This is a genomic window from Burkholderia lata, assembly GCF_902499025.1.
In the GTDB taxonomy this organism is placed as follows: domain Bacteria; phylum Pseudomonadota; class Gammaproteobacteria; order Burkholderiales; family Burkholderiaceae; genus Burkholderia; species Burkholderia lata_C.
The window spans coordinates 80,861-105,420 of sequence record NZ_CABVPW010000007.1; the positions used below are offsets into that span (position 1 = coordinate 80,861).

Here is a 24,560-nt window from a genome sequence, read left to right on the forward strand (position 1 = left end):
GAACACCTGGATCGACAGGCAATGCGGCGAGCCGGATCCGCCGCCGATTCCGCGGCGACGCGACGGATGCGGGTCAGTCGGCGGCGGTCTGCGCGGCGCTGGCTGGCCGACCCGGATTCGCCGGGTGCGTATCGTGTGTTTCGGCTGGCGGCTCGCGCCGTCGCGTCGCGCCGACGACCATGCCCGCGACGACGAGCGCGATGCCTGCGATCCGCGTGCCGTTGAGCGTTTCGCCGAACAGCGCGACCGCGAACAGCACGGCCGAGACCGGCGCGACCGCCGTGAACAGCGCGGCCTCGGTGCCGCTCGTGCGCGCCGAACCCGCATACCAGCACAGATAGCCGAGCACGGTCGGCACCAGCGCGTAGTAGACGATCGCCGACACGGCGCCGACGGTCCAGCCGGCCGCCGCCGCGTGCCATTCGAACGCGGCCGGTACGAGTGCGAGCACGAAGCCGAGGCCCGACATCGCGGTGGACAGCGCCAGCGGCGGAAATGGTGCGGCAAGCCGCCGGTTGAGCAGGATGAATACCGCTTCGCACGCGACCGCGGCGAGCACCAGCGCATCGCCGGCAAGCGTGCGGAGCGACGGTAGCGCCTGGCCGGGTGCGAACGTGACGAACAGCACGCCGGCCGTTGCGAGCGCGGCGGCCACCCAGTCGCGCGGCGTCTGCCGCTCGCGCAGCACGATGGCCGCGATCAGCGTCGACATTGCCGGCAACGTGCCGAGCATGACGCCCGCATCGAGCGGCGACGACAGCTTCGTGCCGCAGATCAGCAGCACCGTATAACCGACACCGCCCGCTGCCGCCTGGATGACGAGCAGTACGGCGTCGCGCGGGGAGACGCGTGGCCAGCGCATTCGCTGCGCGCGCATCAGCGCGAACAGCAGCGGTGTCGCGATCAGGAAGCGCAGCGCCGTGGCCGCGAACGGCGGCAGGCCGCCCGCCGCGAGACGGCTCGCGATGACGGTGCTGCCGACGCCCGCCATCGCGGCGGCGAGATAGAGATAGCCAATCAGTCGTGTTTTCATGCGCCGCATCGTCGCGTACGGCGGCCGGGCGCGTCTTGAACGAAATTGCAGCGTGCGCCGGAGTGCGAATGCAGTGCGTGGGACTCCGCATGCTTGCGCCACGGCCATTGGCAGTCACCGCGGCGGGTACTGCGGTCGCGGGTGGCAGCGACCTTCGAAGACCGGTGTGCTTGGTGACTTCGTGCGGAATGACGGCGGTGTCAAACGGCCTGCGTGAAGCGCCCCGGCGTGATCCCGAACTGGCGCGCGAACGCACGCGTCAGGTGGCTCTGGTCGGCAAAGCCGGCTTCGGCCGCGGCATCGGCGATCGGCAGGCCGCCGGCGAGCAGCGCGCGCGCCAGTCGCGCACGCGACTGGATCAGGTACGCGTGCGGTGTGATGCCGAGTTCGCGGGCAAACCCGCGTAGCAGCTGGAAGCGGCTGACGCCGCTCAGGCCGGCCAGCTCGGCGAGCGAAACGGGGGCGGCCGGCGCTGCGTCGAGCCGCTCCCTGGCGAGGCGGATCGCCGGTGCGACGCCCGCCGCCGGCAGCGTGCGGTTCGCGTGCCGGGCGAGCAGCCCGGCGACGAGCATCACGAGCGCTTCGTCGCGGGCGAGCGGCTGGGATTCCCCCGCGACGATGCGCGCATGCAGCCGGCCGACGGCGGCCGCGAGCCAAGCGTCGCGCACCGCCGGATGTGCCAGTTCGACGCCGCCGAGGCCTTCTTCCATCGCGACGCCCGCGACCAGCGCGGGCGCGAGGTACAGCATCCGCCAGCGCCGGCCCGTGCCGGCCTCGATCGGCGAGCCGTCGTGCATCTCGCCGGGGTTGACCATGATCGCGTCGCCGGCCAGTGCGTCGACCTGCCCGCGGCCGCTCCACGACCGGTGCGCGCCGCTGACGATCACGCCGACCCCGAATTCGTCGTGCGCGTGGCGCGGAAACGCGCGATCGGATTCGAGGCTGATTGCCTCGATGCCTTCGCCGGTCCGTCGGTAGTGGGTGACGCGGTGCATGTGCGCTCCTCGCGCCGGTCGTGGCGCGGATTTCGTGCACTTTAGCGCGTTCCGGCGCCGCGCGCCCTTCATCCTTTTGGCCGATACCGCGCGGCGCGCGCAGCCCGCACCATGTGCACATGAGCAGCGTACACGGCCCGCCGGGCCTGAAGCTGCGCGGGAGACGGCAGGTGGAACGACAGGATCCGGTATTCATTCAGGTTGGCGCGCTCGCGGACGGCTTCGCGCCGGAAGCGAACATCCTCGCATCCGTCGACGCGCTCGCCGGGCGGACGCTTGCGCTCGGCGACGAATCGGGTGCGTGGCGCGTCTATACGTTCGAGCCCGGCGCACTTCAGTGGCGCGATGCGGCGACCGACCAGGCCGGCCGCGAGCCGTGCCGCGTGACGCGGCTGCGCGACGGGCTGTACTTCGTCGACTACATCGATTCGGCTGCCCGTGCGACGTCGGTCAGTCTCGTGATCGATCTCGACAACGGCGTGTGGACGTCGGTGGTCGGCACGCTGCCGACCGAGGCCGGCACGCGCATCGACGCATTCACGCGGGTTGCGCGCGGGCTGCCGCTGACGGCCGTCGAGGCCGCGTTCCGGCACGGCACGCTCGGCGGCCACACGCAGCCGGGGGCGCTGCACGGGCCCACGCGCGAGCTGATCGGCAAGCGGACGATGTACCGCTACAGCCCGACCGAATGCTACGAGCACATCTACCTGAACGAGAACTTCTACGCGTGGCAGTGCCTGCAGGGTGTCGAAGGCGGGCTGGCCGATGTCGACCGCTGCCATTACTTCAGGATTGCAGACGAGCTGTACCTGTTCGTGTGGCGCGAAAAGGTGGTGCCGACGCTTGGCGTCGTGCTGATCGACCTTGCGCAGCGCAAGACCGACGGCAAGATCTTCGGCTACCAGGGCGGCGATTTCGGCACGCTGTCGAACTTCCCGATCGGCGCCCATGCGCAGGTGCTGAACCACACCGTGCATCCGCTCGGCGGCGAGGCGCAGCGATGAATGCCGTGCCGGGCAGCGGCCGCCTGCGCGCGGATTTCAGCGGGCGCGTCGTACTCGTCACGGGCGCCGCGCAGGGGATCGGCGCGGCGATCGCGCGCCGTTTCGCGGAATCCGACGCATTCGTCGCGCTGGCCGACCTGAACGGCGAGGCTGCCGCCGCGCAGGCCGATGCACTCGCGAGCACGGGCGGTGAGGCGCGTGCCTATCGGGTGGACGCCGCCAGCCGTGACGAACTGGGCGCGCTGGTCGCGGCGGTCGAGCGCGACGGCGGCCGGCTCGATGTGGTCGTCCACAATGCCGCGTATTTTCCGCTGACGCCGTTCACGCAGATCGACGAGCCGACGCTCGACCGGACGCTGTCGGTCAACCTGTCGGCGCTGTTCTGGCTCGCACAGGCTGCGCTGCCGGCATTCGAGCGCGCGGGAGCGGGGCGGCTGCTCGTCACGTCGTCGGTGACGGGGCCGCGCGTCGTGTATCCGGGGCTCGCGCATTACGCGGCGTCGAAGGCCGGCGTGAACGGCTTCATTCGTGCGGCGGCGCTGGAGCTTGCGCGCCGCAACGTGACGGTGAACGGCGTCGAGCCGGGCATGATCCGCACGCCGGCGGCCGGCAATCTCGGCGACGCATCGGTCGCCGCGCAGATTGCGCGCGACATCCCGCTCGCGCGGATGGGCGAGCCGGAAGATATCGCGAACGCGATGCTGTTTCTCGCATCGGCCGACGCCGCTTACATCACGGGGCAGACGATCGTCGTCGACGGCGGTGCGACGTTGCCCGAGAGCGGGGCGGTGCTTGGCGGCGAGTGACGATCGAGCGGGTAATGGGCGGCGGAACAGGGCGGTCCCGGCGATCCGCTGCGCGCTCGCGCAGCGGGCTCGGCGTGTTCCGTCGGGGCATCTGCGCGAGCGTCAGTCCGGCTTTCCGTCATGGCCCCCGAGCGGCCTGTCGGGCCAGTCCACCCAGCGGTCCGCGCGGGTCAGCTCATACGCCTCGTTCATCGGGTAGCGGATGCGATTGTCGTCGCGCGGACGTTCACCGATCACCATCAGCCTGACCTCGTCCGTCGTGTTGTTGATGAAGGTGTGGCAGATGCCGGTGCCTGCCGGAAACGCAACGGAATCGCCTTCGGCAACGGGGTGGAGCACGCCGTCGATCCAGACGTCGGGCTTGCCCTCGAGCACGTACACAAATTCCTGCTCGGTGCTTTCGGCGTGCGGGTAGGACGTTCGCCGGCCCGGCAGAAGCCTCACGTGATGAATGCCGATACGCGTGATGCCGAGCTCGGCGGAAAGGGGGGCGTCCAGCGCCATCGGCTCGGTGTCGCCGCGATAGCAATGCGCTTCCGGTTCTTCGAGTTCGGTCCAGTGCTTGATGAAATCGGGGCGGGTCATCGGTTGCGCTCCTGTCGGGGGGAGGTCGAGGGTAACGGTTCAGGCGCCGGTGTCAGCGGTGACGCGCGCCCCATCTCGGCGGATGGACCTCGGCCGATAACTTACCAGCGAATCCGAAAGGGCGATTGCTCGTCGAATTTCTCGAGCGGCCGTGGCGGCGACGCCGGCTGGCGTGATCTCGACCGCCACCCATGCGGGGCGTCAGGTGCCGGTCGGTGAGATGCATGGCGGCCCGGATGCCGCCGATCGGGTGATCGACGACATCCACGAAAATCAGCACCGAACCTCTTCTTGTGCTGCGCAATTGACGTGTATGACGGGGCGCGATGCGCGCGTGCCGGCACCGTGTATCGCTCCGACTACAGCCAGCCGTTGCGGATGAACTCGACGATCGCGTAGCGGCGGTGCTCGAGATCGTGCTGCCGGACGGCATCGACGATGCGCGATACACCGTCCGCGTAAGGGGTCGCGCCCACCACGCGGGATTCGAACTGCAGGCTGCACGTACCGTCGTCGATGCGGATCCGGTGAATCGCGTGGCGGCCGAGCTGATCGTCGGCGACGGCGAATTCGCTGCGTTGCACGTCCGGGTCGCGCACGGAGCGGATGTCTTCCGGCCGCACGCCGAGCGACTGGCCGATGCCGACGGCCGTGCCGGGGACGGACGTCTTGCCGGCCTGGTGCGACTCGGTCAGGCTGATCCGGCAGTCGTGAAACAGGTGGCCGCTGGTTTCCAGCATGCTCATGAACTTGAGCATCAGGATGTTCGTGTTCGGACACAGCACGACCGGGAAAGCGTGCGAGCCGGTTTCGAGCTCGGAGCCGGTCGACAGCTCGACGAGAGGTGATCCGGTGGCCTCGCAGAACGCGATCACGTCGGGGAGTTCGCGGCCGGAACCGGCATGCACGACGATCGTTCGGGCGTCGCTACGCTGCGCATCGTTGCGCGCGCTGTCGGACCAGGGGATCACGCGACAGGTTGCCGGGTCGAGCCGGTGCGCGTCGAGCAGCTCGCTGGCCAGCTTGCCGGTTCCTACGACGAGTACTTGCATGGAATTGACGGGTTGAAGTTCAGGATTCGGGGCGGAAAATGATGCGGGCCGTCGGGTGGCCCGGCACGGTCGCGGCGCGCGGCGCCGGGCCGGCCTCGCGCATTATGCCCGGCCGCTCGCCTGCGTGCCCGCCGGGCCTCGCAGCCGGCGGCCCGGTGCGTCAGCTTGCAGACACCGTCGGCAGCCACGCGTTCGCCGCATTCTGCGTCGCAAGCTGCTTCGCGATCGAGCGAGCAAGGCGGTCGGTATCGGACGCAACCGTGTCGTGCTTCACTTCCGACACGCCATGCAGGCCGGCGCCAACCGCTGCCGACGTCGCGAGGCGGCCGGCAGCCGCGCCGACCCCGGCGGTTTCCACCATGCCGGGCAGGTGGCCGCTGTTCGCGCTGGACGAGAACGTGCCGAGCGGCTGCGGCGTGCCATGCGCCGGCTGGAACAGCACGGTGACCGATGCCTTCACTTCGCTCTTGCCCGCACCGAGCCCGATCAGCGTGCGGCGGCGGCGGTTGCCGGCGTCGATCGACTCGAACCGGCCTTGGACCACCAGCGCGTCGCGCCCATCGGGCACCGGGCCGCGCAGCGCGGGAATGCCTTGCGACCGGAGTTCGCGCACGAGTGCGTCGGCGAGCTGCTCGCGGGTCTTCAGCGCGCTCTGCTGGCGCTGCACGTCGGCGGACGACCCGCTCGCGAGGGTCGCAATCTTGCTGATCATCCCGCCGTCGACCTTGACGTCGGTCGTGTCCACGTCGAACGGGGACACGTAGACGACGTCCGCATGAACTTGCGGCTGCGTGCGGGCCGCAGGCGCGGCGGTCATGGACGTGGTCGCCGTCGATGCGCAGCCGGTCATCGCGAGGGTGCCGGCGATCAGCGCGACACTGGTCAGACGTTTGGTGTGGGCAGCAAGTGCGTGAAGGGAAGAAAACATGTCGATCTCCGTGGCCTGGATGAAGGTGCCGATACTGTCGCGGCATTCAGGAACGCGAACGATCGGAAGCGGGGCGTGATCGCTGGCTGGGGAGAGGTTTCATGCCGTTGCGCAACACGCAGGCGCAAGTATGCGGAGGTCGGGTGTGACGCGCCACGCAGGAATTATGTCGGCGCATGTCACGTGCTGCTGCGCGCGGATACGCGAGGCCGTGGGGCAGACAGGCAGACAGTCGGGCAGAAGGCCAGATGGCGCACTGCAGGCGGCAGAAGGCAGGCGGCAGAAGGCAGGCGGCAGAAGGCAGAAGGCAGAAGGCAGAAGGCAGAAGGCAAACAGTCTGTCAGCCAGACAGCGACCGCCGCGCCGCCCCGGACGAATCGAGCGGCAGCGCGACGACGGCCTCCAGCCCGCCGCCATCGCGGTCGCGAAACGTCAGCGAGCCGCCGTGCAGGCGGGCGATCCGCTCGACGATCGCGAGGCCGAGGCCGGTGCCGCCCGCATGGTTGCGTGCGTTCGCGCCCCGGCTGAACGGCGCCTTGAGCCGTTCGAGTTCGGCCGCGCCGATGCCGTTGCCGCGATCGCTGATCACCGCATACGCGATACCGCGTTCGGTCCAGGTGCGCACGCCGAGCCCCGTCCGGCCGTAGACGACCGCGTTCTGCATCAGGTTCATCAGCAGCCGCATCAGGCTGATCGGACGGAATGCGAACGCGGGCACCTCGCCTTCGTCGAAGTCGAATTCGTGGCCGAGCCCCGCGAAATCCGCGACGAGCTGGCCGATCAGCGCATTCAGGTCGCCGGTTTGCGGCGTTTCGCGCTCGCCGCTGCCCGCGTAGTCCATGAATTGCTGCAGGATCGTATCGATCTGGTCCAGGTAGTGCTCGGTCGACGTGGTGAGCGCATCGTGCGTGCCGCGCGGCAGCGCCATCGCGATCGCCAGGCGCAGCTTGGTGAGCGGCGTGCGGATGTCGTGCGACACGCCGGCCAGCATCAGCGAGCGGGTCGCTTCCGCCTGTTGCAGCGCGTCGGCCATCTGGTTGAACGCGCGGCTCACGTCGGCGATTTCGGTCGGGCCGTCGGTGGGCAGCGGCGGCGGGCGTTCGCCCGCGCTGACGCGCTGCGCCGCGCGCGCCAGTGCGTCGAGCGGCCGGTTCAGGTGGAGCTGGATCAGGTAGCCGGTCAGCGCCGCGAGCAGCGCCAGCCCGACCGACAGTACGAGCGCCGTCGTGATGCCGCTCGCCTGCGCGTCGGCGGCCATCGGCAGCGGCAACCACACGGGCGAGCCGGCGACATGCAGCCGGATCCACAGGCGCTCGTCGTCACCCGACTGCCAGCGCGCGGGGAGGTCGGGCGGCAGGTGGCGTTCGAGCGCCTGCATGAACACGTCGCGCTGCCAGGTACGGAAGAAGGCCGCCAGGTTCGGTGCTTGCGGCGGTGTGGCGGGCGGCAGCGCGGCCTGGCCGCCGAATTGAGCGATAACCGTGCGGCCGGCGTCGGGCGGCAGGCTGGCGAGCGTACGGTCGAGCAACCGCACGTAGTCGGAGAAGACGATCGACGCCCGCTCGATGCGCGGGCGCTGCACGTAGTGCAGCAGCACGGTGAGCGAACAGGCGAGCGACAGCGCGACGAGCGCCACCAGCAGCGCGATGTTGCGCGCGAGCAGCGAGCGCGGCAGCGGGATGCGCATCACGGCTCGATGCCGGCCACCAGCATGTAGCCGATGCCCCAGACGGTCTTGATGAAGCGCGGCTTGCCGGGATCGTCCTCGACGATCTGGCGCAGCCGCAGGATCTGCACGTCGACGCTGCGGTCGAGCGCGGCGTGGTCGCGGCCGCGCGCGCGGGCGAGCAGGTTCTCGCGGCTCACCGCGCGGTTCGGCGACGAGCCGAGCGCATGCAACAGCAGCATCTGCGCCGAATGGATCTCGACGAGCGTGCCGTCGCGCATCAGCGTCTGCTGGCCGACGTCGAACGTGAACGCGCCGAAACGCAACCGCTGCGACGTGACCGTCGGCTCGCCGGCCGCCATCTTCTGGCGCCGCAGCAGCGCGCGGACGCGGGCCACGAGTTCGTCGGGGAGAAACGGCTTCGCCAGGTAATCGTCGGCGCCCGTCTCGAGGCCGACGACCTTGTCGGCGGCGTCGCCTTTCGCGGTGAGCATCAGGATCGGCAGCGTCTGGCCTTCGGCGCGCAGGCGCCGGCACACGCTCAGGCCGTCCTCGGGCTCCATCATCAGGTCGAGCACCAGCAGGTCGTACGGTTCGCGCTGCAGCAGGCGGTCGAGCCGCTTGCCGTCGGCGACCGCGCGCACCTGGAAGCCGTGGCCGGTCAGGAAGCGCTGCAGCATGTTGCGCAGCTCGGCTTCGTCGTCGAGCACGACGATCCTGCAGGACTGTTCCATCGCTTGCCTCCCGGTGCGTGCGCGGCCGGATTGTCGTGCGGGTTCAACGGGCCGCCATGCGCTGGCGCATGAAACCGGCGAGCTGCTCGAGCGTGACGTAGCCGTTGTGCTGCGTGTCGATTTCGTCGAAATGCTGCGCAACCATCGGCATGCCCGCAGCGGCCTGCTCGCGGGTGAGCTTGCCGTCGTGCGTCGTGTTCGCGCTGGCGAAGCGGGTCTGCAACTGCATCAGCGCACGCTCGACGCGCGCACCGCCGTTGGCCGCGCCGGGCGGCATCTGCTGGGCCGACGCTGCTGCTGAGACGATACACAAAACGACGACGGCAATCATCTTCTTGATGGACTTCATGGGGTTTCTCCTTGCGTGGCCGACGGTCTGCGCCGGCCGGGTGGTTGATGAAACGAATGGAAAACGAAGCGAAACGAAGCGGCGCCGGGTTACGCCCAGTGCGCAGGCACCCACACGCGGCCGGCCCAGTGGGCGGGCACCCAGATGACGGCGCGCGGCGGGTGAGCGACATACACGGCACGCGGGGCGACGTACACGGAACGCGGCAGCGGCGGCGCGAGGTACAGGACCTTCGGCGGCGGCGGCGCGACGTAGACGACGCGCGGTGCGGGCGTGACGACGACAGCCTTCGGCGCCGCAACACGCACGACCTTCGGCGGGGGCGGCGGCGTGACGATGACGGCGGCGGGCACGGGCGGCGGGGGCGTGACCACGACGGCGGCCGGTGCCGGCGCGGGCGCCGCGATCGCGACCGTGGCGGCGGGCGGCGGGGCCGTTACGACGACTGCGGCAGGCGCGGGCGCCACGACGGGCACCGGCACCGGGACAGGAACCGGCACCGTCCCCCCGGCCACGACGACCGTGCCGCCCACCGTCGTGCTGCCGTGGATCACGGTCGTGCCACCGGTCGACACCGTGCCGCCGTGCACGATCGTCGAGCCGCCCGACGTCGTTACGACGCCCGGCGCCACGCGCGTCGCGCTGCCGGAATGTGTGACGGTTCCGCCGTCGGTGCCCGTCACGGTGCCCGAGCGCGAGCAGGTCGAGCCCGCGCAATTCGTCGATGCCGTGTGGCTGGTCGTGTTGCCGTTCGCGCCCGTGACCGTGCCGCTCGACGAATACTGGCCCGGGCCGTTGCGGGTCACGCTGCCCGACGTCGTCGCGCTGCGGCCGTCCGAGCCGGTCAGCGAACCGGTGTGCGAACAGGTGCCGCCCGCGCAGCTCGTGTCGCCGCTGTGTTCGACCGAGCGCCCGTTCGGGCCGACGGCCGTGCCGCTGTTCGAGAACTGGCCGGGCGCGGTGCGCGTGACGGTGCCCGTGTTGGTCGCGATACCGCCGCCGGGGCCGATCACGCCGCCCGCATGCGAGCAGCTGCCGCCGCCGCACGAGCCGGCGTGCGCGCCGTTGTAGGTGCCGCGCGGCGTGTACGCGGTGCCGTGGCCGGCCCAGCCGGCGAAGGCCGGCGCGCAGGCGAGGGTGAGAGCAGTGGCGGTGACGAGGAAGCGGGTTTTCATCGGGTGTCCTTGCGGTTCGTTTCGGTGCACGCAGTGGCGTGGCGACGGGACGAACTTTAGGGCGATGACACGCGCCCGTCGCGTCATAAAAGATGTCGCGGTGTTTCACGCAGCGGGCTGTTTCGAAGTACGACGAATGCGTGCGCCGGCCGCGCCGATCGCGGGCATGCCGCGCCGGGCAAGGCTGTACGCGATGCGATGACGTGAGGGCGCGGCGCCTTGGCACGGGTGAGGAACGTGTCGTGCGCAGCGCGAAAGTGTGTCGCGACGACATGCGGCGACATATTTGCCAGCCGATTCATGCGCGTTTTGTGTCGAGCCGCGTCACGCGAATTGAACGCACGCAGTACGCCACATGCGACTAGAACGGGCTTCTCCGTAACATGGCGCTGCCGTCGCTAACCATCCGAAGAATCGATTTCCTTCCGATCGGTAATGGCAGTGTTCATATGTCGCGCGGGGCTTATCTGTATCAGGCTGGATTAGACCAAACAGACAGCGTCAGATCGACTGACTCAGTTCGGCCATCTACGGCCGTTCGTCCACGCGGCCACGAGGACATTGGAACGTCGGCTTGACCAACCATAGCGGTCGTTCGTTGGGCAATGCAATTCGACGGCTCGTTTGCCTTAACCGTACCGGCGACGTTACAGCCGGCACTGGTTCAATTTGTCGGGCCACTTGTTCACCATTGCCTTCACGCGATCCTGACGCCGGCGCAGGTTGTGGCGACTGGCTAGCGCGCCGCTATCAGTCATTCTTTGCAGACTTCCAAATCATTGGCTGGATTTTTATCTATTGCGGTGGAACGCGCTGGCACATGTCCGAATGGTAAGCGCCTCGCCAAGGCCGTTTCCCGTTCCGCGCGCTCGGCATGCATGATCCCGGGCTAACCTGGGCATCGCATGAGATCGCGTCCACGATCGCCAATCATGGAGACGATCGCGATTTGTCCGCAGGTGTCCGAGCTTGGCCGAGTCCCAGCATTGAAACACGTCGCGTTTTCGCCGGAAGCCAATATCGACGAGCGCAAAGAGGCTCTTCGTCTACGCTCCACGGTTTGGCGAGGTCCGCGCCGTGTCGTGCATGAAACATATTTCGATTTTCCCAGCCAAGCCATAACCAATCGCCGGTTATTTTTCAATGAAATCAATGCCAAAACACGTCGGGCACGCCTATAGCTTGGATACGCAGGCGCCGGGGAGGGGCGAGGGTTAGTGCGTTTGTAGACAAAGCCCGCATACCTCCACTCAATTGGACTTGATCGGTGCGCGCGTCATGAGCACGACGTATCCGAACAGTCTGTCGGTAGCCTTCGCGGCAGCTTTGGCCCTGGCTGCGACAGATTGCGAGGTGGGCCATGTCCCAGGAAGGGGATCAAGATGGAATCCGCACGCAAAGTAAATAGCGGTGGGCGCTACTACGTTCACCGCGTCCTGATGGCTTTCGCCCTTTTGGCTGTCGCGGCCTTCCAGCCTGCCTCCGCCCAAAGTGTCACCATACAGGACCTGGGCACGCTCGGTGGCAACTCCAGCCAAGCTGCCGGGATCAACAATCGCGGCCAAGTGGTGGGCCAAGCGGACACCGCGAGCGGGGACACGCATGCCTTCTTGTTTGAAGGTGGGGTGATGACCGACCTCGGCACGCTCTCCGGTAGCGGATCCAGCCAAGCTTACGCAATTAACGAGCGAGGCCAGGTGGTCGGAAGTTCGACTATCAGGAGCGTCGGGCCTACGGACGCTTTTCTGTTTGAAAAAGGGGTGATGACCGGCCTGAACATCGCTATTGACAGCCGCGTCGACGCTACCGGCATCAACAATCGCGGCCAGGTCGTCGGCAACGCTGGCCCCAGACACGGTCGTCCACATTCAGCGGCTTTTCTGTATGAAGGCGGGGGGGTGACCTGGCTCCCCGGTGCCGCTTTTAGCGTAGCGACCGGGATCAACAACCGCGGTCAAATCGCGGGTTGGGCGGTTTTCACAACCGGACCCGCACATGCTTTCCTGTTTGAAAGCGGGGTGATGTCAGACCTCGGCACGCTCCCCGGTGGCGCTTATAGCGCGGCTTTCGGGATCAACAACCTCGGCGAGGTGGTCGGCGAGGCGAGCACCGCGAACGGGCCCCTGCACGCCTTTCTGCTTCGCAACGGGGCAATGTCCGATCTCGGTACGCTCCCCGGTGGCACTTATAGCGCAGCTTTCGGAATTGACAACCGCGGTGCGGTGGTCGGCGAGGCGAGCACCGCAAGCGGAGCCGTGCATGCTTTTCTGTTTCAAGGCGGGGTGATGTCCGATCTCGGTACGCTCCCGGGTGGTACCTTCAGCCGAGCTTTGGGGATTAACGAGCATGGACAAGTGGTTGGCGTCGCGAATACTGCGAGCGGAGCCATGCACGCTGTTCTCTGGACGCCATAGACGGAAACAGTCTTGCCGGGATGTGCGTGAACACCATCGTGTTGAGCAAGCTCGGTAAGCACCTCACGACGGCCGTCCACAACGTGGGTGCGTCGATTGCCCAGAACGGGAAACATGCTTTTCTGTATGACAACGGGGTGATGGCGGACCTGGGCGTGCTGCTCATGACTGGAAGACGGCGATGAACCAGTTCGCCATCCTCTACGAGGATCGATTCGTTCGACTATCCGTGTGAATCTCAACCCGCCTTGAACACGGAAATTCTGACACCCCCAGCGACGGAGTCAATCACGCGGTGCTATGGAGCGTTAGCATTTTCGGGGTGCCAGTCAAGATCATTGAACGGCAAAGCGGCCAAGGAGCCGGAGCATGATTGACCCGTCATGACCTAACTGAGCGGCCCCGGTTTTCGTGCCAAAGGCAATGGCAGTCTTCGGCTTTCGTGATCCGCAATTTAAGCGGTTCCGATAAAAGAGAATGCCATTCACTGCGAGCCAACGGCTCGAGCACGCGCCGGCGAATCCAGCAAGCGAATGGCCGCCGTGCCACCGGAAGAGACAGCGAGGCGAGCTGTTGTCGAATGAGCGAGAAGGGTCGATCACGGCCCTTGATGAAGTGACGGCGAAGCAATCTCAGACCTGATCTGACGCTGACTGAGAGATCAGGTCCTGACCTACGCAGCTTATCCGTCAGCCCATGTCATGTTGTGTACACCGTCGACCGGCTTCGTCACGAGCGACACATTTTCCGCAGGACAGGCATACACGCTGCCACGAACCGGCCACGCTCCAGTCCGCAAGTGTCCATGCCCGCCATGCACCACCTGAACGTCTCCCCCTCGGCATGCGGAAACAAATTTCCCGTCGGACACACATGCATGCAGCCCCAACCCGGCCCAGCTCCAGTCCGCAAGCGCCGGCGCGCGCCCTGCACCACGTGAACGCATTCCTTCGCGACACGCGGCGACACATTTCCCGCCGCACATACCTACGCGCATCAACAAACCGGCCACGCTCCAGTCCACACGCGCCCGCACCCGCCACACACCACCTGAACGCCATTCCCCGCGACATACGGCGACACAATTCCCGCGTGGTCTTTCCGTTCCGCGCCCACTACAGTGCGTTCCATTCGACGCGATGGCAGCCCGTGCCGCCGATGACGCGTCCGACTCAACCGGAGGAAAGGCCCATCATGCTGACCACTACAGGAAAGCTCGCGTACTACGTCACGCTCTTCATCGTTGCCGTCTCGCTCGTCGAGGCGGCCGTGCTCACCTGGCGCCGCGCCCGCGGGCCCGAACCGTTCGACTGGAACGAGGTATGGCTGTCGCTCGCCGATCTCGCGGGCCGCAAGCTGCTCGCGCTGGTGCCGTTGTCGCTTGCCACGCCGCTGTTCGACCTCGCGTGGGCGCACCGGCTCTTCACGATCCCGCTTCACAGCGTCGCGCTTGCGCTGCTCGTGTTCGTCGGCCAGGAGTTCTGCTACTACTGGTATCACCGCGCGTCGCACCGCGTGCGCTTCTTCTGGTCGACGCATGCGGTGCATCATTCGCCGAACCAGTTGACGCTGTCGTCCGCATTTCGTCTCGGCTGGACCGGCAAGATCGCCGGCGCCGCGATGTTCTTCACGCCGCTCGTGTGGCTCGGCGTGCGTCCGGAAGCCGTGCTCGCGATCCTGTCGTTCAACCTGATGTACCAGTTCTGGCTGCACAATACGTGGATCCCGAAGCTCGGCTGGTTCGAATACGTGTTCAACACGCCGTCCGCGCACCGCGTGCACCATGCGTCGAACCTCGACTACCTCGATGCGAACTACGGTGGCGTGCTGGTCGTGTTCGACCGGCTGTTCGGCACCTATGTCGCCGAGCGCGCCGACGAGCCGTGCCGCTTCGGCCTCGTCACGCCGACCCGCTCGCGCAATCCGTTCGTCGTCGAACTCGAGCACTGGGCAAGCCTCGCCCGCGACGTCGCCACGGCCCGCGACGTGTGGACCGCGATCCGCTTCGTGCTGCTGCCGCCGGGCTGGCGCCCGGACAACCAGGGCGAAACGACGGAGGAATTGCGTCGCCGCAGCCTCGTCGCCGTGCGCACGGATGCGTGAACGGCGCTACCCTGTGGCGCATTGTCGGCCGTGCATGCAGGTCGTGGCCGGCATGACGCATGCAACATGCATCATCACGCAACCCTCGATCCAGGAGAAAACATCGATGGAACACGATTTCAAAGGCAAGGCAGTCGCGATCACCGGCGGATTCGGCCATCTGGGCGTCGCGACCGCCGCGTGGCTCGGCGAGCGCGGCGCACGCGTCGCGCTGATCGGCCGCGGCGCGGCCCCGGCGGCGCAGGCGCTGCCGGGCGTGCCGGCCGACGCGCTGCGCATCGGCGGCACCGATCTCGTCGATCCGCAGGCGGCCGCGCAGGCGCTCGATACCGTGCAGCGCGAATTCGGCAGGGTCGACGCGCTGCTGAACATCGCGGGCGCGTTCGTGTGGCAGACGATCGCCGACGGCGACGCCGCCACGTGGGACCGCATGTACGAACTGAACGTGAAGACCGCGCTGAACGCATCGAAGGCCGCACTGCCGCACCTGCTGGCGAACCCGGCCGGCCGCATCGTCAACATCGGCGCGGGCGCGGCGTTCAAGGCCGGCACGGGGATGGGCGCCTACGCGGCCGCGAAGGCCGGCGTCGCGCGGCTCACCGAGGCGCTGGCGGCCGAACTGCTCGACCGCGGCGTGACGGTGAACGCGATCCTGCCGAGCATCATCGATACGCCGCCGAACCGCGCGGACATGCCGGACGCGGATTTCACGCGCTGGGTGCGGCCGGAGCAGATCGCGGCGACGATCGGGTTCCTGCTGTCGGCCGACGCGCAGGCGATCACCGGCGCGTCGATTCCGGTGACGGGCCGCGTGGCATAGCGCGGCGGGGCAAGGGCAGGGGCAGGGGCAGGGGCTCGCGCGGCGGCCGGCCGTGCGTACAATGTCGCACCGGATTGCGCGAGCCCAGCCTGAGACCATGCATCAGCCCAATATCCTGATCGTCGAAGATGAAATGGCGATCGCGGACACGATCATCTACGCCCTCGGCACCGACGGCATGCAGACCGTCCACTGCACGCTCGGCCAGGAGGCGCTCGACCGCCTGCGCGACACGCGCTTCGATCTCGTGGTGCTCGACGTCGGCCTGCCGGATCTCAGCGGCTTCGAGGTGTGCCGGCGGCTGCGCACGTTCTCCGATGTGCCGGTGATCTTCCTCACCGCGCGGCACGATGAAATCGACCGGATCGTCGGGCTCGAGATCGGCGCTGACGATTACGTGGTCAAGCCGTTCTCGCCGCGCGAACTGGCGGCGCGGGTGCGCGTGATCCTGCGGCGTTTCTACCGGACGGCAGCACCCGAATCGACACCCGTGCCCGCGCAGTCACCCGCACTCGCCGAGACAACCGCACCGGGCTTCACGCTCGACACCGACGGCGCGCGCGTATCGTGGCTCGGCCACGCACTGGACCTCACGCGCTACGAATTCGGGCTGCTGGCGTTGCTGGTCCGGCATCCGGGGCGCATCTATTCGCGCGAACAGTTGATGGACCTCGTGTGGCACGAGGCATTCGATTCGGCCGACCGCACGGTCGACACGCACATCAAGACACTGCGCGCGAAGCTGCGCGCGATCGACCCCGAGCGCGACCCGATCCGCACGCATCGCGGGATGGGTTATTCGCTGCAACCGTAACGATCGGCACCGCACATGCATATCGGCCTGCGCATCTTCTTCGGTTTTTTCCTGATCGTCGGCCTGGCCGCGCTGATCACGCTGCGCGTGTTCGTGCAGGAGGTGAAGCCCGGCGTGCGCGAGGCGATGGAGGACACGCTCGTCGACACCGCGCAAGTGCTCGCGACGCTGGCCGCCGACGACCTGGCGAACGGCCATATCGCGGACGGTGCGTTCGCGCGACAGCTCTCGAAACTGCACGAAAGCCCGGTCAGCGCGAATGTATGGGGCGTGCAAAAGACCGCGATCGGCTACCGTCTCTACATCACCGACGCGCATGGCATCGTGCGCTACGACTCGTCCGGCAAAGCGGTCGGGCAGGACTATTCGCGCTGGAACGACGTGTACCGGACGCTGCGCGGCGAATACGGCGCGCGCAGCACGCGCAGCGATCCGAACGACGACAGCAGCACCGTGATGCACGTCGCGGCGCCGATCCGGCGCGGCAACGAGATCATCGGCGTGCTGACGATCGCGAAGCCGAACCAGACGGTCGCGCCGTTCATCGCGCGCAGCCAGCGCAAGATCATGCTGTACGGCGCGCTGCTGATGGGCGGGGCGATCCTGATCGGCGTCGCGTGCACATGGTGGCTGGTGGTCGGGCTGCGGCGCCTGCAGCGCTATGCGCGCGCGATCGCGGCGGGCGAGCGCGCCGACATGCCGCTGCAGGGCGCGAGCGAACTGGCCGAACTCGGCCGCGCGGTGGAAAGCATGCACCAGCGGCTGGAGGACCGGCAGTACGTCGAAACCTACATCCATACGCTCACGCACGAGATGAAGAGCCCGCTGGCGGCGATCAGCGGCGCGGCCGAACTGCTGCAGGAAGACATGCCGGTGGCGAACCGGCGGCGCTTCACCGAGAACATCCGCCGCCAGGCCGGCCGCCTCGAACAGATGATCCGCAAGCTGCTCGCGCTCGCCGAAGTCGAGCAGAAGCAGCGCCTGTCGGTGCGTGAACCGGTCGCGCTGCGGCCGGTGCTCGAACAACTCGTCGACGATATCGAGCCGCGCGCGCGGCAGCGCGGCGTGAACCTCGCGATCGATGCGCACGATGCGCACGATGCGGCCGACCCGGCGGTCGTCGAAGGCGATCCGTTCCTGCTGCGCCAGGCGCTCGGCAACCTGCTCGACAATGCGCTGGATTTCGCACCGCAAGGCAGCACGATCCGCATCACGCTCGAACGGCAGCCGGCGGGCAGGGCGCACGTCGCGATCGTGCGCGTGGCCGACGACGGCCCAGGCGTGCCCGACTATGCACTGGCGCGCGTGTTCGAGCGCTTCTATTCGCTGCCGCGCCCCGACGGGCAGGATCGCAGCACGGGCCTCGGGCTGTGTTTCGTGCGCGAGGTCGCGATGCTGCACCGCGGCCAGGTCGCGCTCGCGAATCGCGACGAAGGCGGTGCGTGCGCGACGCTCACGCTGCCGTCGGCGGGCTGACCGCGCTTCACGTTCGCCACACATTCGCTTCACACAGGCTTCAATCGCCCTTCACCGGGCCGGATCATGCTGACCGTACCCTTTACTCCGGTATCTGTCGGCCATGAATCGAGTCCTGTTGTTCAAATTCGCGATCACCGCGTTTCTCGCGCTGCTGATCCTGATCCCGCTGCAGATGGTGCAAAGCATCGTGCAGGAACGCTCCGCGTATCGCCGGGATGCGCTGCGGAGCATCTGGTCGAGCTATGCGGGGCCACAGACGGTGGCGGGCCCCGTGCTCGTCGTGCATTACACGGAAGTCACGCGCGTGCGTGACGACTCGCCGGCCGGTGGCGCGACGAAGACGAGCCTGCGAAGCGAGACGAGGCGCCTGCTCGTGTTTCCGAAGACGCTGAACGTCGACGGCACGCTGACGACCAGCGTCCGCTATCGCGGCATCCACAAGGCGCTGGTGTACGAGCTGGCGAGCCGGATGACCGGCACGCTGCCGTTGCCGGACCTGAGAAGCTGCCGCAAGCCGATGGCCACGTGAGCTTCAAGGTCGACGACGCGTATGTGTCGATCGGCATCGGCGACATTCGCGGGCTGACCGCGCAGCCCGACCTGCGCATCGGCGGTGCGCGGTTCGACGTCGAGCAGGGCACGCGGCTGGACAGCCTGCGCCAGGGCGTGCACGCGAACGTCGATCTCGCGGCGCTGGCGGACGCAAACGCGGGGGCGGTCGTGCCGTTCAGCATCGACCTGCCGCTGCGCGGTGCGGATTCCGTCGCGTTCGCGCCGGTGGGCGACCAGAACGATTTCTCGCTGAAATCGACGTGGCCGCATCCGAGCTTCGACGGCGCGTTCCTGCCGAACACCCGCACGGTCGATGCGCGCGGCTTCACCGGCAACTGGCGCGTGACGTCGTTCAACACGAAGGCGCGCGAGCAGATCGCATCCGGCAACGGGGAAGGCGCGATCGAAATGGCGTCGGTGTCGGTGATCGAACCGGTGAACGTCTACCTGCAGGCCGAACGCGCGACGAAGTACGGCGCGCTGTTCGTGATGCTCACGTTCGCGAGCTTCTTCATGTACGAGCTCGTGAAGCGGCTGCGCATTCACCCGATCCAGTACGCACTGGTCGGCCTGTCGCTGGCGCTGTTCTTCCTGCTGCTGCTGAGCCTGTCCGAACACATCAGGTTCGCGTATGCGTATCTCGCGGCCAGCGGCGCATGCATCGGGTTGCTCGCCTTCTACCTGTCGTTCGTGCTGCACAGCGTGAAGCGCGGTGCGGTGTTCGCGGCGCTGCTCGCGGTGCTGTACGCGGCGCTCTACGGGCTGCTGCTGTCGGAAGACAATGCGCTGATGCTCGGTTCGCTGCTGCTGTTCGCGATCCTCGCCGGCATCATGACGCTCACGCGCCGCGTTGACTGGTATTCGCTCGGCGCCGCGTGGCAGCCGCTGGCCGACAAGGCGGGGCCGGGCGCCGTGAAGCCGGGCGCGCAGGCGAAGTAAGCGAGCGGGTTGCGGGCAGGCGTGCCGGTCGGGAATGTCCCGGCTGGTGCGTCATACGGCGCGGCGTCGCGACGCGCTGCACCGCCGATTCACGCACGCGATGCAGGCCGGCGAAACCGCGCGAGCGGAATCTCGGCCACGGCGGTGATCTCGATCAGCAGGTCGGGATGGTAGAGACGCTCGACCTGGACGGTCGTCGTCACGGGATAGGGCTCGGCGAAGACCGTCTTGCGGATGTCGCCGGCCTGCATGAAGGCATCGATGTCGGTTGCGTAGTGCACGAGCGAGATCACGTCCTGCATCTGCCCGCCCATCGTGGCGAGCACGGCGCGGATGTTGTCGAGCGTCTGGCGTACCTGCGTGCGCATGTCGCCGTGGCCGACCACCTGGCCGTCGCGGTCGAGCGCCACTTGCCCCTTCAGGTGCACGATCCGGCCATCGCCCTGGATCACGGCCATCGAGAACGCGCCGAACGGCGCCCAGACTTCCGGCGGATTCACTGCTTCAGCCATGACGCAGCTCCTGTGTGGCGTGAACGGGTCGGGCACAGCGGATCGATGTCGTCGATCGTCGCGCCATTATGGATGAGTTCGCCTTTGCGCTGCCCGCGGCTGGTACGAGCCGCCTGTCCTGATCGGGCGGCTCCAGGACGGCCACATTTTTTCATTCGCGGCGTGAATCGATTCGACTGTTGACGTGGCGGTAATTCTGCGGGGATTCGCGCCTGGAGCACGTATGCACCGATATGATTCATACGCGCATTCCGCGGCCGGGGGTGCGCATGTTCCGAGGGGCGGGCCGATCACGCGCCCGCTGTCGCTTCTCGTCAAAACAAGGAAAACAACATGTGTACGAGTTTTGTGATCCGCACGGTGGATGAGCACGTCGTCTATGGCAGAACCATGGAGTTCGCGCAGGATCTGGGTTCGATCCCGATCGTCATCGAGGCCGGCAAGACGCTGTACGCGTCGTCGCCGCTCGGCAAGCAGGGCAAGAGCTGGACGACGAAGTACAAGGCGATCGGCATGAACGGGCTGAAGATGCCGATCCTGGTGGATGGCATCAACGAGGCGGGGCTGGCCGGTGGGACGCTCTACTTTCCGGAGTTCGCCGAGTATCCGGCGCTGACGCCGGAGAACACCGCTCGCGCGTTGGCGCCGTGGGATTTCCTCACGTGGGCGCTGACCAGCTACGACAGCGTGAGCGGCGTCAAGCAGGCGCTCGGCGACATCGTCGTCGCCGACATCCCGCACCCCGCATTCGACGGCGCGCCCCCCGTGCATTACACGCTGCATGACGCGAGCGGCGCATCGCTTGTCGTCGAGCCGGTCGGCGGCGAACTGCGCGTCCACGACAATCCGCTCGGCGTGATGACCAACTCGCCGCCGTTCGACTGGCATCGCACCAACCTGCACAACTACCTGAACCTGTCGCGCGTCACGCCGGCGAGCAGGACACTGTCGCTGTCGCGCGACGCGAAACACGTGACGCTCAAGGCGTATGGCCAGGGCTACGGGATGCTGGGCCTGCCCGGCGACATCACGCCGGCGTCGCGTTTCGTGCGCGCGGTCGGGTATGCGGCGTACGCGGAAAATCCGCATAGCGGCGCCGACGCGATCCGGCTGGCCGAGCACATCATCAATACGTTTGACATTCCGAAAGGGTGGATCAAGGAGGAAGTCGATCACGACACGCCGGTCTACGAATACACGCAGTGGACCACGATCGCCGACCTGGAGGCGCGCAAGTATTACTTCCGGACGTATGACGATACGGTGATGCGTGTGATCGACCTGGCGACGTCGAAGGTGTCGACGGTCGCTTCGCCGAAGCACATCGAACTGACACCCGTCTAGCCGTTCGACCTGCCGAAAGCGGCAGTAGCCCGGATCGACCTATACTGATCGTCTCACTTCACCGGACCACGCCGTGCCGAACCAACCTTCCGGGGATCCGTCCGTCGACGATCCCCGTCCGACCCCGCCCATCCAACCCGAACTGGAAGACTGCTGCAACAGCGGCTGCTCGCCGTGCGTCTTCGATCTCTACGACGAAGCACTCGCGCGCTATCGCGTCGAGCTGGCCGAATGGGAAGCGCGACAGGCGCAACGCAAGCATCACGCGTGAGCCGGGTGGCGACGAGCGGCCGCACCTGCACCGTTTCCGCGTCGGACCCTGCCGTCGCAACGATTCCCGTCCCGCTTACGTGCCTGCGTGCAGCCGCCGATGCAGCGGCCCGAGCATGGCCGACAGCGCGACGCACGCGAGCAGCACGGCCGTCAGCGCGAACATCGATGTCCTGAAGCCCTGCACGTAATCGAGCGCGGCCGGATGCGCACCGAGCCGGGCGAAAAACATGCCGCCGAGCGTGGCCGCACCGACGGCCGCGCCGATCTGCAGCATCGCGGTGACCATGCCGGATGCGACACCTGCGCGCGCGGTGTCGACTTCCGCGAGCACGATCCGCACGACCGACGGCAGCACGAGACCCTGGCCGATCCCGATCGCCGCGATCCCCGCATAGAAGCCGGGGCCCGGTGCGGCCGCGCCCGCCAGCGCGGCGGCCGTCGCGACGCCGGCCGCGAGCATCGCGAAACCGAGCGTGAGCACGCGATAGCCGCCGAACCGGTCGACGAGTCGCGGCATCAGCAGCGGGCTCGACAGGAAGCCGAGCCCGAGCGGCAGGATCGCGAGCCCCGACGCGAGCGGCGACCAGTTCAGGCAGCCCTGCAGGTAGATCCCGTAGCTCAGGAAGAATGCGCTCAGCGTATAGAACAGGAACGCCAGCACGAGCCCGAGCGCGACGACGGGATGGCGGAGCAGGCGCACGTCGAGCAGCGGATCGTGGCCGCGCGCGAGACGGCGCGCCTCGACCGCCAGCAACGTGCCGAGCATCGGCAGCGCGCCGACGAGGCACGCGACCATCCACAGCGGCCAGCCGGCTTCGCGCCCGTGCGTGAGCGGGTAGACGAGCATCAGCAGGAACAGCGACAGCAGCACCATGCCGGGCACATCGATGCGCTGGCCGCGCGGCGGCCGGCTTTCCGGGATGAAGCGCCAACTGCCGATCAGCGCCAGGATGCCGATCGGCAGGTTGACGAGGAAGATCGCGCGCCAGCCGAGCCCGAACGGATGCAGGCTGATCAGCGCACCGCCGCCGAGCTGGCCGATCACGGCCGCGAGGCCGAACACGAAACCGTAGAAGCCCATCACGCGCACCTGTTCCTGCGGGCTGTACACGCTGCGGATCGTCGCGAGCACCTGCGGCGCGAGGATCGCGGCGAACAGGCCCTGCAGCACGCGGCCGCCGACCAGCACCGCGCCGCTGCCGGCGAGCCCGCACAGCGTCGATGCGACGACGAAGCCGGCCATCCCGATCATGAACATGCGCTTGCGGCCGTACAGGTCGCCGAGCCGGCCGCCGGTGATCTGCACGACCGCGTTCGCGCACGCGTACGCCGACACGACCAGCTGCAGCTCGGCCGGGCGCGCGCCGATGCCGTCGCGAATCGCCGGTAGCGCGAGATTCACAATGAAGTAGTCGAGCGGCGGCAAAATCGCGCCAACCAGCAGGACCACCAGCGCCCAGCCGTGGTGGCTGCGCGGCGTCGCCGCGGCGGCCGTGCCGGCCGGCACGCAGGGGGCAAGGGTGTCGTTCGTCATGAAAGCAAGTCCGAAAGAATGAGTGCCACATTCACACCGGACGCGACGCCGGGAGCGCCGGTTCGGCCATGGACGGGCGATTGACCCCCATTCTGGGTGGTGGCAATGAATCGGAAAAGCGGGAATTGGTGGTAGCATCCATCGGATTACTCGATGGATGGAGAATGGCGATGCGCGGTTTCGACCTGGATCAGTTGCGTACTTTCGCGGCGGTCGCCGATGCCGGCAGCCTGACGGCCGCCGCGCCGCTGCTGCACCTGTCGCAGTCGACGGTCAGCGAGCAGGTGCGCAAGCTCGAATCGCGCGCCGGCGTGCCGCTGTTCGTGCGCAGCAAGCGCGGGGTCGAGCCGACGCCGGCCGGCTCGCGGCTGCTGCAGCACGCGCGGCGCATCGTCGCGCTGAACGAGGCCGCGTTCGACGAGGTGCGCGGGCAGGCGATCAAGGGCGAGCTGCGCGTCGCGATCACCGATTACTACCGGACCAACGAAGTCGCGGGCCTGCTCGCGCGGCTGCGGGAGTGCTACCCGCAACTGAGCCTGCACGTCAGCGCGATGAAGAGCGCGGATATCGAAATGGCGCACGCGCGCGGGCAGGTCGATCTCGGCGTGGTGATGAACCTGTCGAGCGGGCCGTTCCGGCCGGCGTCGGCCGATACGCGCTGGGTGCTGCGGCGTGAACCGCTGTCGTGGGTCGCGTCGCCCGCGCTGGCCGAGCAGTTGCCCGAGCCGCTGCCGCTCGTGCTGCTGCCGGACGACTGCATGATGCATCAGGTCGCGGTGCGCTCGCTCGACGAGCAGCACATGCCGTACCGGCTCGTGCACAGCGCGTCGGGGGTGGCCGGGTTGCAGTCGATGCTGGCGGCGGGGCTCGGGGTGGGCTGCCTGTGCGCGTCGGCGATCGGCGAGGGCATGATGCGGCTCGGCGCGAAATACCGGCTGCCGCCGCTGCCCGACGCGGTGTTTTCGCTGACGCCGCCGATGCCGGGCGAACGCGAAGCCGTTACGCAGGCGCGCGAGGTGCTGTCGCGGCAATTGCTGATGTAAAACCGGGCCGCACGACATGCGGCGGCGCGTAACTGAGAGGCGCGCCAGGGGACAAAAAATGAACGACGAACTGCAACGCCAGATGGCCGCGAAGCTGCAGGATGCGCTGGAGCGCGTGGTCGACGAACGCTCGCTGATCCACTTCCTGCGCGTGCTCGGCCACGACTGGAACAAGGAGCGCCAGCTCGAGGCCGACGTGCCGCCGTCGCCGTACGCGCGCGCCGCGCTCGGCTGGGAAAACCACTCGATCGGCGAGTACCTGGACGCGATGGTCGACTGGGCCGAGGCGTCGGAGGAAGGGCTGCGCTGCTACGACGTGCCCGACAATCCGTGGCGGCGCGTGGCGGACATCCTGTTCGCCGGGAAAATCTACGAATAGCGCCGCTCGCGCGCTTTGTTCAGGTCA

At 67.7% G+C, this 24,560-nt stretch carries 24 protein-coding genes and 1 pseudogene; 14 read left to right on the forward strand and 11 right to left on the reverse strand.

Annotated elements, in window-relative coordinates; all coding sequences use genetic code 11:
* Window positions 1-73 precede the first annotated feature (73 nt).
* Both BDI24065_RS09110 and BDI24065_RS09115 read right to left on the reverse strand, forming a co-directional pair.
* The gene (locus BDI24065_RS09110) at window positions 74-1,033 is read right to left on the reverse strand and encodes a DMT family transporter (protein ID WP_175030951.1); all 960 of its coding nucleotides are present in this window, start codon (window positions 1,031-1,033) and stop codon (window positions 74-76) included.
* Window positions 1,034-1,233: 200 nt separating this feature from the next.
* Entirely contained in the window at window positions 1,234-2,028 is a 795-nt protein-coding gene (locus BDI24065_RS09115) for an AraC family transcriptional regulator (protein WP_175030952.1), read from the reverse strand.
* Window positions 2,029-2,198: 170 nt separating this feature from the next.
* On the opposite strand from BDI24065_RS09115, the gene BDI24065_RS09120 reads away from it, so the two are divergent.
* Window positions 2,199-3,032, forward strand: coding sequence for a molybdenum cofactor biosynthesis F family protein (locus tag BDI24065_RS09120; RefSeq protein WP_175031073.1), 834 nt, complete (start codon window positions 2,199-2,201; stop codon window positions 3,030-3,032).
* Window positions 3,029-3,838 carry an SDR family oxidoreductase gene (locus tag BDI24065_RS09125; RefSeq protein ID WP_089485386.1) on the forward strand — a complete coding sequence of 270 codons (810 nt, stop codon included), beginning with the start codon at window positions 3,029-3,031 and terminating at the stop codon, window positions 3,836-3,838. Before BDI24065_RS09120 ends, BDI24065_RS09125 begins: the two co-directional genes overlap by 4 nt.
* A gap of 102 nt (window positions 3,839-3,940) precedes the next feature.
* On the opposite strand, the gene BDI24065_RS09130 is transcribed toward BDI24065_RS09125, so the two are convergent.
* The 7 genes from BDI24065_RS09130 to BDI24065_RS09160 form a co-directional block, all read right to left on the reverse strand.
* Window positions 3,941-4,423, reverse strand: a complete 483-nt coding sequence (locus BDI24065_RS09130; protein WP_175030953.1) for a cupin domain-containing protein — start codon at window positions 4,421-4,423, stop codon at window positions 3,941-3,943.
* Window positions 4,424-4,782: 359 nt separating this feature from the next.
* The gene (locus tag BDI24065_RS09135; protein ID WP_175030954.1) at window positions 4,783-5,475 is read right to left on the reverse strand and encodes a dihydrodipicolinate reductase; all 693 of its coding nucleotides are present in this window, start codon (window positions 5,473-5,475) and stop codon (window positions 4,783-4,785) included.
* Between the two features lie 160 nt (window positions 5,476-5,635).
* Window positions 5,636-6,403 (reverse strand): DUF4410 domain-containing protein, encoded by a 768-nt coding sequence (locus BDI24065_RS09140; protein ID WP_175030955.1) that lies wholly within the window; start codon window positions 6,401-6,403, stop codon window positions 5,636-5,638.
* A gap of 340 nt (window positions 6,404-6,743) precedes the next feature.
* Window positions 6,744-8,090, reverse strand: a complete 1,347-nt coding sequence (locus BDI24065_RS09145) for an ATP-binding protein (RefSeq protein WP_175030956.1) — start codon at window positions 8,088-8,090, stop codon at window positions 6,744-6,746.
* Window positions 8,090-8,803 carry a response regulator gene (locus BDI24065_RS09150; protein WP_175030957.1) on the reverse strand — a complete coding sequence of 238 codons (714 nt, stop codon included), beginning with the start codon at window positions 8,801-8,803 and terminating at the stop codon, window positions 8,090-8,092. The genes BDI24065_RS09145 and BDI24065_RS09150 overlap by 1 nt, the downstream gene beginning before the upstream one ends.
* Before the next feature lie 43 nt (window positions 8,804-8,846).
* On the reverse strand, window positions 8,847-9,152 hold the full coding sequence (locus BDI24065_RS09155) for an EF-hand domain-containing protein (protein ID WP_089442017.1): 306 nt from the start codon (window positions 9,150-9,152) through the stop codon (window positions 8,847-8,849).
* An 89-nt stretch (window positions 9,153-9,241) separates the two neighbouring features.
* The gene (locus BDI24065_RS09160) at window positions 9,242-10,327 is read right to left on the reverse strand and encodes a hypothetical protein (protein ID WP_175030958.1); all 1,086 of its coding nucleotides are present in this window, start codon (window positions 10,325-10,327) and stop codon (window positions 9,242-9,244) included.
* A gap of 932 nt (window positions 10,328-11,259) precedes the next feature.
* Here BDI24065_RS09160 and BDI24065_RS09165 point away from each other — a divergent pair.
* The 8 genes and pseudogenes from BDI24065_RS09165 (at window position 11,260) to creD (ending at window position 19,448) form a co-directional block, all read left to right on the forward strand.
* A complete protein-coding gene (locus BDI24065_RS09165) occupies window positions 11,260-11,508 on the forward strand; it encodes a hypothetical protein (protein WP_175030959.1) in 249 nt (82 codons plus the stop codon).
* A 201-nt stretch (window positions 11,509-11,709) separates the two neighbouring features.
* Complete coding sequence (locus BDI24065_RS09170; protein WP_254609712.1) at window positions 11,710-12,741, forward strand: HAF repeat-containing protein; 1,032 nt, start codon at window positions 11,710-11,712, stop codon at window positions 12,739-12,741.
* 20 nt (window positions 12,742-12,761) lie between these two features.
* Complete coding sequence (locus BDI24065_RS09175) at window positions 12,762-12,926, forward strand: hypothetical protein (RefSeq protein ID WP_254609713.1); 165 nt, start codon at window positions 12,762-12,764, stop codon at window positions 12,924-12,926.
* A gap of 1,009 nt (window positions 12,927-13,935) precedes the next feature.
* Entirely contained in the window at window positions 13,936-14,844 is a 909-nt protein-coding gene (locus BDI24065_RS09180) for a sterol desaturase family protein (RefSeq protein ID WP_089452309.1), read from the forward strand.
* Between the two features lie 106 nt (window positions 14,845-14,950).
* On the forward strand, window positions 14,951-15,664 hold the full coding sequence (locus BDI24065_RS09185; RefSeq protein WP_175030961.1) for an SDR family NAD(P)-dependent oxidoreductase: 714 nt from the start codon (window positions 14,951-14,953) through the stop codon (window positions 15,662-15,664).
* Window positions 15,665-15,761: 97 nt separating this feature from the next.
* Window positions 15,762-16,478 (forward strand): two-component system response regulator CreB, encoded by a 717-nt coding sequence (gene creB, locus BDI24065_RS09190; protein WP_175030962.1) that lies wholly within the window; start codon window positions 15,762-15,764, stop codon window positions 16,476-16,478.
* A gap of 15 nt (window positions 16,479-16,493) precedes the next feature.
* Entirely contained in the window at window positions 16,494-17,954 is a 1,461-nt protein-coding gene (gene creC, locus BDI24065_RS09195; RefSeq protein ID WP_175030963.1) for a two-component system sensor histidine kinase CreC, read from the forward strand.
* A 103-nt stretch (window positions 17,955-18,057) separates the two neighbouring features.
* A pseudogene (creD, locus tag BDI24065_RS09200) lies at window positions 18,058-19,448 on the forward strand (cell envelope integrity protein CreD).
* Window positions 19,449-19,537: 89 nt separating this feature from the next.
* Here creD and BDI24065_RS09205 read toward each other — a convergent pair.
* Entirely contained in the window at window positions 19,538-19,960 is a 423-nt protein-coding gene (locus BDI24065_RS09205) for a RidA family protein (RefSeq protein ID WP_175030964.1), read from the reverse strand.
* A gap of 333 nt (window positions 19,961-20,293) precedes the next feature.
* On the opposite strand from BDI24065_RS09205, the gene BDI24065_RS09210 reads away from it, so the two are divergent.
* Window positions 20,294-21,304: a choloylglycine hydrolase family protein gene (locus BDI24065_RS09210; RefSeq protein WP_175030965.1), complete on the forward strand. Its 1,011-nt coding sequence runs from the start codon at window positions 20,294-20,296 to the stop codon at window positions 21,302-21,304.
* Window positions 21,305-21,377: 73 nt separating this feature from the next.
* The gene (locus BDI24065_RS09215; RefSeq protein ID WP_011354524.1) at window positions 21,378-21,575 is read left to right on the forward strand and encodes an oxidoreductase-like domain-containing protein; all 198 of its coding nucleotides are present in this window, start codon (window positions 21,378-21,380) and stop codon (window positions 21,573-21,575) included.
* 75 nt (window positions 21,576-21,650) lie between these two features.
* Here the strand turns inward: BDI24065_RS09215 and BDI24065_RS09220 are convergent, their stop codons facing one another.
* Window positions 21,651-23,111, reverse strand: coding sequence for an MFS transporter (locus BDI24065_RS09220; RefSeq protein ID WP_175030966.1), 1,461 nt, complete (start codon window positions 23,109-23,111; stop codon window positions 21,651-21,653).
* Window positions 23,112-23,281: 170 nt separating this feature from the next.
* On the opposite strand from BDI24065_RS09220, the gene BDI24065_RS09225 reads away from it, so the two are divergent.
* A complete protein-coding gene (locus tag BDI24065_RS09225) occupies window positions 23,282-24,154 on the forward strand; it encodes a LysR family transcriptional regulator (protein ID WP_175030967.1) in 873 nt (290 codons plus the stop codon).
* 58 nt (window positions 24,155-24,212) lie between these two features.
* Window positions 24,213-24,533: a DUF7660 family protein gene (locus tag BDI24065_RS09230; RefSeq protein WP_175030968.1), complete on the forward strand. Its 321-nt coding sequence runs from the start codon at window positions 24,213-24,215 to the stop codon at window positions 24,531-24,533.
* The last annotated feature ends 27 nt before the right edge of the window (window positions 24,534-24,560 follow it).

Excerpts from the sequence above, each read along its gene's own strand:
- BDI24065_RS09110 (WP_175030951.1), bottom strand. The coding sequence starts at position 1,033 with ATGAAAACACGACTGATTGGCTATCTCTATCTCGCCGCCGCGATGGCG.
- BDI24065_RS09115 (WP_175030952.1), bottom strand. The coding sequence starts at position 2,028 with ATGCACCGCGTCACCCACTACCGACGGACCGGCGAAGGCATCGAGGCA.
- BDI24065_RS09125 (WP_089485386.1), top strand. The coding sequence starts at position 3,029 with ATGAATGCCGTGCCGGGCAGCGGCCGCCTGCGCGCGGATTTCAGCGGG.
- BDI24065_RS09130 (WP_175030953.1), bottom strand. The coding sequence starts at position 4,423 with ATGACCCGCCCCGATTTCATCAAGCACTGGACCGAACTCGAAGAACCG.
- BDI24065_RS09135 (WP_175030954.1), bottom strand. The coding sequence starts at position 5,475 with ATGCAAGTACTCGTCGTAGGAACCGGCAAGCTGGCCAGCGAGCTGCTC.
- BDI24065_RS09140 (WP_175030955.1), bottom strand. The coding sequence starts at position 6,403 with ATGTTTTCTTCCCTTCACGCACTTGCTGCCCACACCAAACGTCTGACC.
- BDI24065_RS09145 (WP_175030956.1), bottom strand. The coding sequence starts at position 8,090 with ATGCGCATCCCGCTGCCGCGCTCGCTGCTCGCGCGCAACATCGCGCTG.
- BDI24065_RS09150 (WP_175030957.1), bottom strand. The coding sequence starts at position 8,803 with ATGGAACAGTCCTGCAGGATCGTCGTGCTCGACGACGAAGCCGAGCTG.
- BDI24065_RS09155 (WP_089442017.1), bottom strand. The coding sequence starts at position 9,152 with ATGAAGTCCATCAAGAAGATGATTGCCGTCGTCGTTTTGTGTATCGTC.
- BDI24065_RS09160 (WP_175030958.1), bottom strand. The coding sequence starts at position 10,327 with ATGAAAACCCGCTTCCTCGTCACCGCCACTGCTCTCACCCTCGCCTGC.
- BDI24065_RS09165 (WP_175030959.1), top strand. The coding sequence starts at position 11,260 with ATGGAGACGATCGCGATTTGTCCGCAGGTGTCCGAGCTTGGCCGAGTC.
- BDI24065_RS09170 (WP_254609712.1), top strand. The coding sequence starts at position 11,710 with ATGGAATCCGCACGCAAAGTAAATAGCGGTGGGCGCTACTACGTTCAC.
- BDI24065_RS09175 (WP_254609713.1), top strand. The coding sequence starts at position 12,762 with ATGTGCGTGAACACCATCGTGTTGAGCAAGCTCGGTAAGCACCTCACG.
- BDI24065_RS09180 (WP_089452309.1), top strand. The coding sequence starts at position 13,936 with ATGCTGACCACTACAGGAAAGCTCGCGTACTACGTCACGCTCTTCATC.
- BDI24065_RS09185 (WP_175030961.1), top strand. The coding sequence starts at position 14,951 with ATGGAACACGATTTCAAAGGCAAGGCAGTCGCGATCACCGGCGGATTC.
- creB (WP_175030962.1), top strand. The coding sequence starts at position 15,762 with ATGCATCAGCCCAATATCCTGATCGTCGAAGATGAAATGGCGATCGCG.
- creC (WP_175030963.1), top strand. The coding sequence starts at position 16,494 with ATGCATATCGGCCTGCGCATCTTCTTCGGTTTTTTCCTGATCGTCGGC.
- BDI24065_RS09205 (WP_175030964.1), bottom strand. The coding sequence starts at position 19,960 with ATGGCTGAAGCAGTGAATCCGCCGGAAGTCTGGGCGCCGTTCGGCGCG.
- BDI24065_RS09210 (WP_175030965.1), top strand. The coding sequence starts at position 20,294 with ATGTGTACGAGTTTTGTGATCCGCACGGTGGATGAGCACGTCGTCTAT.
- BDI24065_RS09220 (WP_175030966.1), bottom strand. The coding sequence starts at position 23,111 with ATGACGAACGACACCCTTGCCCCCTGCGTGCCGGCCGGCACGGCCGCC.
- BDI24065_RS09225 (WP_175030967.1), top strand. The coding sequence starts at position 23,282 with ATGCGCGGTTTCGACCTGGATCAGTTGCGTACTTTCGCGGCGGTCGCC.
- BDI24065_RS09230 (WP_175030968.1), top strand. The coding sequence starts at position 24,213 with ATGAACGACGAACTGCAACGCCAGATGGCCGCGAAGCTGCAGGATGCG.